Source organism: Deltaproteobacteria bacterium (assembly GCA_019308995.1).
Lineage (GTDB): Bacteria > Desulfobacterota > Desulfarculia > Adiutricales > JAFDHD01 > JAFDHD01.
In genome coordinates this window covers 1-7,089 of the sequence record JAFDHD010000143.1, presented here as the reverse complement: position 1 = coordinate 7,089, position 7,089 = coordinate 1, and the positions used below count along the sequence as shown (strand labels likewise).

The window sequence follows — 7,089 nt, the reverse complement described above, 5'->3', positions numbered from 1 at the left end:
TCCTCTGGTTGAACTGCATGCCAGAGCAAGGGCATGGGAATATGCTGGCGAGATACTGGCGGCAAGTTACTTCCCGGTGCAGCATGGCTTGGATTTCCCCGAGGCCAGTTACGCCACAGTGGTCATCACGAACAACGATCCGGAGACAGCGGATCGGATCGCGCTGGAGTTAGCAAAAGCCGCTTGGGAACGGCGGCATGAATTTGATGTATCCACATTGAGCCCTGAAGAGGCTATCGCGAAGGGGCTTAAGATTGAAGGAGAACCCATAGTTCTTTCTGAGGCGTCAGACTGTGTCGGAGGTGGTGCGAGCGGTGACAGCGCCATTGTTCTTAAGGCGTTACTCGAATTTGCCGGAGGTATACCAGCAGCCATTATGATTGTCGATCCGGAAACCGTGCAAGCGGCCCGAGACGCTGGTATCGGAGGTAGATTCCAGGCGCGTATCGGCAACAAACATAGTGCGGTCTATGGCGAACCGGTGAAGGCAGAGGCAGAAGTGCTAAGACTGTATAAGGATTGCCGGTTTACCTATTCCTCAGGACCCGCCGGGGGGTTTGAAGGTCGAATGGGCCCGACGGCTCTACTCCAAGTGGGATCGGTGCAGGTCATAGTCCCTTCGCTCCCGACATATGAATATGCCGATGAGCAGTTTATAGCGGTAGGTGTCCAACCGAGGAACTGCAAGTTTGTCATAGTTAAAAATCCAATGAACTTCCAACAAGCCTTCGCTTACGCACCGGCTTTGATTTCATTAGACACACCGGGGCCGACTACCTGTCACGTTCGAGAACCCCTATGGAAGAATTTAGATCGGCCAATATATCCGATTGATGATGACTTTACGCCCATTTTCCAAGGATTCTAGCTGAAACACGGGCGTCTAAGAAATCTTCAACGGGAATCGTAAACTATAAAACGAAAAATTGGGGTGAGTTTAGCTGAAGACGCCCGAAAAGCTATTGATCAGATGCAGGGATTTTTTCAAAGTGTTAACCAAAACGTTGACCAAGCGGCCGATTGAGAGAAGAAATAAAATCGGCCTAGTGAGATTAATGACTAATATTATTAAAGAAATAAGGAGCAATCCCCGCCTAACCCTTGATACTGAAAAAGGGCTGAGCCAATTGGCGCAACCCTTTGATATAATTATGGTGCCGAAGAGGGGACTCGAACCCCTACAGGCATGCACCCACTAGACCCTGAACCTAGCGCGTCTACCAATTCCGCCACTTCGGCCTGAAAGGTAAAACCCCTTGAATCTCAACAGGCTCTAGTCTATAATCTGCCTTTAGCTTTGTCAAGATAAATGCGATTCGAGGAAACAAGCAGCAGATGCCCATTATCCGGAATTTAGAAAAATTACGCAAATCCCCTCATCCAGTCCTGACGCTGGGTAACTTTGACGGTGTCCATCTGGGTCATCAAGCCCTGTTCGAGCGGGTCAAACAGAGAGCCGCCGCAACCAGAGGCACCTCAATGGTCCTGACCTTTGAACCTCATCCCATGCGAGTTATTAACAAAAACAACCGCTTGCCTTTGATCACCCTTTATGAACAGAAGATGGAATTAATCGAGGCCCAGGGCATGGATGCGATCATCTGTCTGGATTTCACTCCCGAACTGGCTCAAGTCGAAGCTGAGGACTTTGTACGCCAAATCCTTGTCAAAGGCATTGGAGTGAAATTAATAATTATCGGGTACGATTTTCGGTTCGGTCGTAAGGGTCGAGGCAATCGAGACCTGCTTATCAAGATGGGTCAAGAACATGGCTTTTCAGTCGAAACCATTGGACCCCAATACAGTGCAGATCAGCAAATTATTTCAAGCACCAGAATCCGGGAGATAATAACCTCAGGCAATGTTGAAAAAGCTCCAGCCTTACTGGGCCGGCGTTACCGTATCGCCGGCCAGGTCATACGGGGCCGGGACAGAGGAGGCAGGCTTCTGGGTTTCCCCACCGCGAACCTGCGGCTGATTGATGAACTTATCCCCAAAACCGGTGTTTATGCCGTTAAAGTGATTCATGCTGACGGGTTATATGACGGCGTGACCAACATCGGCTACAACCCTACATTTGGCGACGTGGGCTTTTCAGTGGAGGTCCACTGCTTTGATTTCGATTCCGATATCTACGATCAGACCATAAAGATTGATTTTCAGGCCCGTATCCGAGATGAAAAGAAGTTTTCCGGACCAGAGGAGCTGAAAGATCAGATCACAAAAGACTGCCAGATGGCCAGAGAGATCCTGAAGACCACCGACTCATAACAGCGGATAAAGTATGTTTTTTCTGGCGGCTGATAACACTGGATAGATGATAATAAGGCCTGCAAAGTCTTTGAGGCAAGAGCCCCGGCCGCCTGAACCTCAGACTGAAGGCACGGCAGGAGCTCCGGAAGGCAAGAAAGAAATATATCCAAAGGTAACGATTACACTGCCTGGACGTCTCCGGTGATGACCCATTCCAGGCACTCGGCGCCCAAGGGGCTGAGGGCCTCTCCTTTCCAGGACAGCACCAGGGAAAAGGCCTCCTCATCCGAGGCCTTTGCCATGGAGATCTGACCGGCGTTACGTTTGGCTTTCAAGAACTGACGAGCCAGGCCGAGCAAGCGTTCAAGCTTTTCCTCAGTGGATAGAACGGCAAGGTCCAGCTCAGCCTCTCTGATTTTTTCCTTCATCCTGGAATACTTCATCGCATTCTCTCCCTCTTTTCAGTAAGGTTTAGCTGACGATTAAGTTTCTTATGGGAATCAGAGCGGGGTAAAAGATTGTCCCAAACATGATGAGCCTGGTAGTGGCCCTCCACTACCTCCATGACCCTCTGCTTCTCGCTGAGGGACAGGGAAGAATAAAGAGGGCTCAGCATCAGTATGTCAATGATTTCCTGCCTGCTCATCAGTTACTCTTCCGAACTTTATTAGCGTTTTCACGTCTTGAGGACGCCCCTGGATCAAGCGGCCCCGGTTTGGCGCTATTGGACCTGCATACTCGCCAAAAAAACCAGCCCGTTCATCTGTTCCTTTGAAAAGCGGAGGTTGGCCTATAATAAATGAACTCAAATTGCCTTTACCTGTTCCCAGCGGTCCAAGCATAGTTCATTCCTGTTTTGTCATGATTTTCATCCAAATTTAAACTAGTTTTATGCGAGACACAATCCGGCAAAAGTATGGTTTTTAAAGGTTTTTTTATAGGAAGAAAGTGCTAGCCCAGGCAGGATGACTAATAATATTTTCTTAGACAGATGCCATGTTCTTGGGGTGAGCATACACCTTTAAGGTTCTTTGAAGCTAATATCAAACCGTGTCTTCAGAAAAATACACGGCGACTAAAAAACTTCTGATGTTTTATTTTTGTTTTTAGAAAGCCTCCCGAACCCCCTGCCCTTCCTGACGAAATATGAAATTTCACCAGGCGGTATTTGATTTTTTTGACACATTCCGTGCAGGCGGACACTTGCCGCCTGGAAAGGAAAATTATCAGGCCAATACTAGGTCTCACGACTCCTGATCAGTCGGGGCCTTGATATGGGCTTCTCTTTATAAGGAACCCACCCATCAACCGGAACCTTACCATCCCCGCCAAGTCGTCTGAAGACCGGCGCCGCTGCCCCGCTTGGCATAGTGGCCCGCAAAAAAACTTCTTCCTCCGCAACATAGCGATAGATATAAATGCGGCCGTGCTCCTCTAATTGCTCGGCCTCAAAGTCGCGGCCGCGGGGGTCTTTCAAGGCTCTGGCCAGACTGACGCCTCTGTTTTTCATATCACCTTTTCCTTCAACCCCAAAGATTCAGATTTCAGCAGAGACTTATTCTCTCGTATTAGTTAAAACGTAATTTAGAAACGTAATTTAGAAGATACCATAAGGCAGACGGTTTTGAACGATGTTTTACCGCAGAGGGCGCAGAGAACACAGAGGTAAGGTCCAGGAACTTGATTCTCCGCGGTCTCAGCGATCTCAGCGGTAAAAAGTAAAGATATTGTCATCTTTAAAAACAAGGAGTATAATGCCTAAGTGAAAATGGTCTTTTTCCGCGACAGCCAGATTGTCTTCCGCTCCCTTAACCCGGAGTATCCAGATATCGTGAAATCGGAAGATGAGCTGGTGCTGATGGAGAGGGTGATTGCAATTGTGCCTTAGATGAGTTTACATTTTCAATGCTTTTGTTGAAAAAAATGCTTTTCTGGATAGATATTTCGGTCACAATCGTATATAAAATTGCATCGGAAAGGAAAACATAGGGTCAACAATGCTGACGAATGAGGAAAGACGAGTTGAAAACTACCAAAATGGTAAAAGTCCAACGATAGCCAGTTTAGTTACTCCAAATACCAAATTAGAGGACCTAAATCTAGACTGGCGGGAAAAAGATCTACCGGAAAAGGAGAGAACGAAGCATGTCCATAGATTGCATCCGTATTTAGGAAAATACATCCCCCAGTTAGTCGAAATATTCTTGCGAAAGTATTTTCGTCCTGGGCAAACGGTCCTTGATCCTTTTTGTGGTTCTGGCACGACTTTAGTTCAAGCTAATGAATTAGGTATTCATTCTATTGGATATGATATTTCAGCTTTTAATGTCCTATTATCCTGTACGAAAACAGCTGTATATGACATCCCACAAGTAAAATATGAAATACATGATATATTAAATAAAGTAAGAAAAATAACTCAAGCTAATAATCCACAGTACGAACTATGGGAACCCGACATTATTCTATCTGATATGCCAGAGACAGACAGTCAATACTTAAAGGACTGGTTTGCCCCCCAAGCTTTGAAAGAATTATTAGCTTACAGATATTTTATTCAAAAGGATGGTTACAAATATAAAGATCTATTAAAAATCATACTCTCCCGTTCAGCCCGATCTGCCAGATTAACTACTCATTTTGATTTAGATTTTCCTAAAAAACCACAAAAAGAGCCTTATCGGTGTTACAAACATTCCCGAATTTGTAAACCCACGGAAGAAGCGTTCAAATTCATAAGACGTTATAGCTTTGATACTATTCGACGTATTGAAGAATTTTCAGCATTACGTTCAGATGCAAAAATATCTGTGAAGCACGAGGATGCACGGGAAGCCAATTTCCCTCCTATTGATGGCGTAATAACTAGTCCACCTTACGTCGGTTTAATTGATTACCACGAGCAACATATTTATGCTTATCATTTGCTTGGATTAAAAGATAAACGCGAAAAGGAAATTGGAAGTGCTTCTAACGGTTCAAGTCAAAAAGCTCAGCAGGAATACCAGATTGATATAGAAAAAGTTTTTCGAAGAATTGCTCGTTCGATGTCAAGCAAGGGTCGAATGGTTGTTGTGGCAAACGATAGGGCCAAATTATACGATAAAATTGCTGAGCTTGCGGGGATGGAAGTTGAACAAGTCGTAACCCGACATGTTAATCGCAGAACCGGAAGACGTTCTAATAATTTTTACGAAAGTGTCTTCGTATGGAAAAAACTATGAAATTTCAGTTCTGATTTTTATGAGGTTATTAAAATGCCTGACCCAAACAGAATGAAAACTGAGATCCAGCTAGTTATTACAATGCTAATGGAGCGTGTTATGAATAAAGTCCTCGTTGTAGACCCTTTTATTAAAGAGCAACATCGTGCGAAAAAGCCCCTCTATGCTGCTCTAGTTCCAGATGAAATATTCAAGGGATCACATTTCGAAAGAAGGTTTGTTACACCTTTCGGAGATGTATGGGAAAAACTAGCTGTAGTAGCAGCTAATGCTGGTCTTGGATATGGTACGACTCATCGAAGGATTGAAGGAGTTGTTAATGCTGAGAGGTTAAGGCGGATTACCGAGGTTCTTAACAAACTGGAATATTCGAGAAAGGGGGGAAGTAAAATAAGACCTGACTGGGATAGTGAGGTGAACTATATTTTAAAAGGAAAAAGCGAAGATCTAATACCTACAACCGTAATTTGTGATGTTTATGCCGAAAATCGAGAAAATAATAAGAAATATGCTTTTGAGCTTAAAGCTCCTCTCCCAAATAGTGACCAAACAAAAGTCAGTAAAGAAAAGATTTTAAAATTATATAGCATGGAACCAAGGCTTATCGATGAGGCATATTACGCTCTGCCCTATAATCCTTATGGTGAAAAAAAGAATTATGCGTGGAGTTTCCCAGCAAGATGGTTTAACATGAAAGAAGATAAAGCTGTGTTGATAGGAGATGAATTTTGGGAGAAAATAGGTGGAACAGGTACATACCAAGCCTTCATTGAAGCTGTAAATGAGATAGGTAAAGAATACAAAGAAAGGATATACAGAGAATTCCTTGAAATCCCACCTCCCTCAGAAGCCTTTGAAGAAATATTATAGAATTATAATATCAAGTAGATTGATAGGTAAAAACTGATATTGATCAAGAAAAGTGGCTAGTAGATTTAGAATTATTAGCCAGTAGCCTCTTCATAGGCTTGTTTGAGTAACTGAGTAATGAACTCCCCCTTTTTATGTACATCTGTTCTGGACAAACGAATTCGATAGCGTCCCCATTTTGAATAATCCATAAGATCTAAACCATTATCCGAGATTTGACTTTCAATCTCCTCCGACTTTTTGGTCCGTACTTCTAATCTGATAGCGCTTTTTTGAGGCCTGAAAATAGCAAAATTGTTCGTTTTACCTTCTTGAGATAAACCAATGTAAAATTTGTTGTACTTAAGATTAAAGGCAGGCGCAAACGAATGAATGTATTCTAAAAGTTTATCAGCAAGTGTGACCGTGGCTTTTGTTCCTTCATTTTCCCAATAGGAGCGATCAACTACCACTTCCCCCTCATCCTCATCTTCTAATCCGAGTGTCATTTGATCAAGAACCGTGGTGCAAACTAATGAGATATGATCCCCATATTTTAAAGCATTCATTTGGATGGCTATTAAAGGGATAAACCCATTGAAAAGACCTATTACATTAAGAAATCGACTAGTTATATCCTCTGCGACGATAACAGCGGTGTGATCGTATTGAGGGTAACGCTTACGCTCTACATCCCAGTATTCAATGGTTCTTATTATGTGACTTTCATCCATGCTACCAAGCTGAATTTCAACTTCATAAC

General features: G+C 43.8%; 8 protein-coding genes and 1 tRNA gene. 4 read left to right on the top strand and 5 right to left on the bottom strand.

The window, feature by feature from the left end; genetic code table 11:
- The coding region (locus tag JRI95_15620) for a M81 family metallopeptidase (GenBank protein MBW2062970.1) at nt 1-868 on the top strand (868 nt) is incomplete at its 5' end.
- 284 nt (nt 869-1,152) lie between these two features.
- Here the strand turns inward: JRI95_15620 and JRI95_15615 are convergent.
- Nucleotides 1,153-1,239, bottom strand: a tRNA-Leu gene (locus JRI95_15615).
- 96 nt (nt 1,240-1,335) lie between these two features.
- On the opposite strand from JRI95_15615, the gene JRI95_15610 reads away from it, so the two are divergent.
- Complete coding sequence (locus JRI95_15610; protein ID MBW2062969.1) at nt 1,336-2,271, top strand: bifunctional riboflavin kinase/FAD synthetase; 936 nt, start codon at nt 1,336-1,338, stop codon at nt 2,269-2,271.
- Nucleotides 2,272-2,432: 161 nt separating this feature from the next.
- On the opposite strand, the gene JRI95_15605 is transcribed toward JRI95_15610, so the two are convergent.
- The 3 genes from JRI95_15605 to JRI95_15595 all read right to left on the bottom strand — a co-directional run bounded on the left by JRI95_15605 (nt 2,433) and on the right by JRI95_15595 (nt 3,763).
- Nucleotides 2,433-2,696 (bottom strand): hypothetical protein, encoded by a 264-nt coding sequence (locus JRI95_15605; protein MBW2062968.1) that lies wholly within the window; start codon nt 2,694-2,696, stop codon nt 2,433-2,435.
- Complete coding sequence (locus JRI95_15600; GenBank protein ID MBW2062967.1) at nt 2,693-2,899, bottom strand: hypothetical protein; 207 nt, start codon at nt 2,897-2,899, stop codon at nt 2,693-2,695. Before JRI95_15600 ends, JRI95_15605 begins: the two co-directional genes overlap by 4 nt.
- 591 nt (nt 2,900-3,490) lie before the next feature.
- Nucleotides 3,491-3,763 (bottom strand): hypothetical protein, encoded by a 273-nt coding sequence (locus tag JRI95_15595; GenBank protein MBW2062966.1) that lies wholly within the window; start codon nt 3,761-3,763, stop codon nt 3,491-3,493.
- A gap of 487 nt (nt 3,764-4,250) precedes the next feature.
- On the opposite strand from JRI95_15595, the gene JRI95_15590 reads away from it, so the two are divergent.
- Together JRI95_15590 and JRI95_15585 are read left to right on the top strand one after the other, a co-directional pair.
- On the top strand, nt 4,251-5,477 hold the full coding sequence (locus JRI95_15590) for a class I SAM-dependent methyltransferase (protein MBW2062965.1): 1,227 nt from the start codon (nt 4,251-4,253) through the stop codon (nt 5,475-5,477).
- A 33-nt stretch (nt 5,478-5,510) separates the two neighbouring features.
- Nucleotides 5,511-6,347: a TdeIII family type II restriction endonuclease gene (locus JRI95_15585; GenBank protein MBW2062964.1), complete on the top strand. Its 837-nt coding sequence runs from the start codon at nt 5,511-5,513 to the stop codon at nt 6,345-6,347.
- Nucleotides 6,348-6,421: 74 nt separating this feature from the next.
- Here the strand turns inward: JRI95_15585 and JRI95_15580 are convergent.
- Nucleotides 6,422-7,089 (bottom strand): hypothetical protein (locus tag JRI95_15580; protein ID MBW2062963.1); only part of this gene is annotated, 668 nt, incomplete at its 5' end.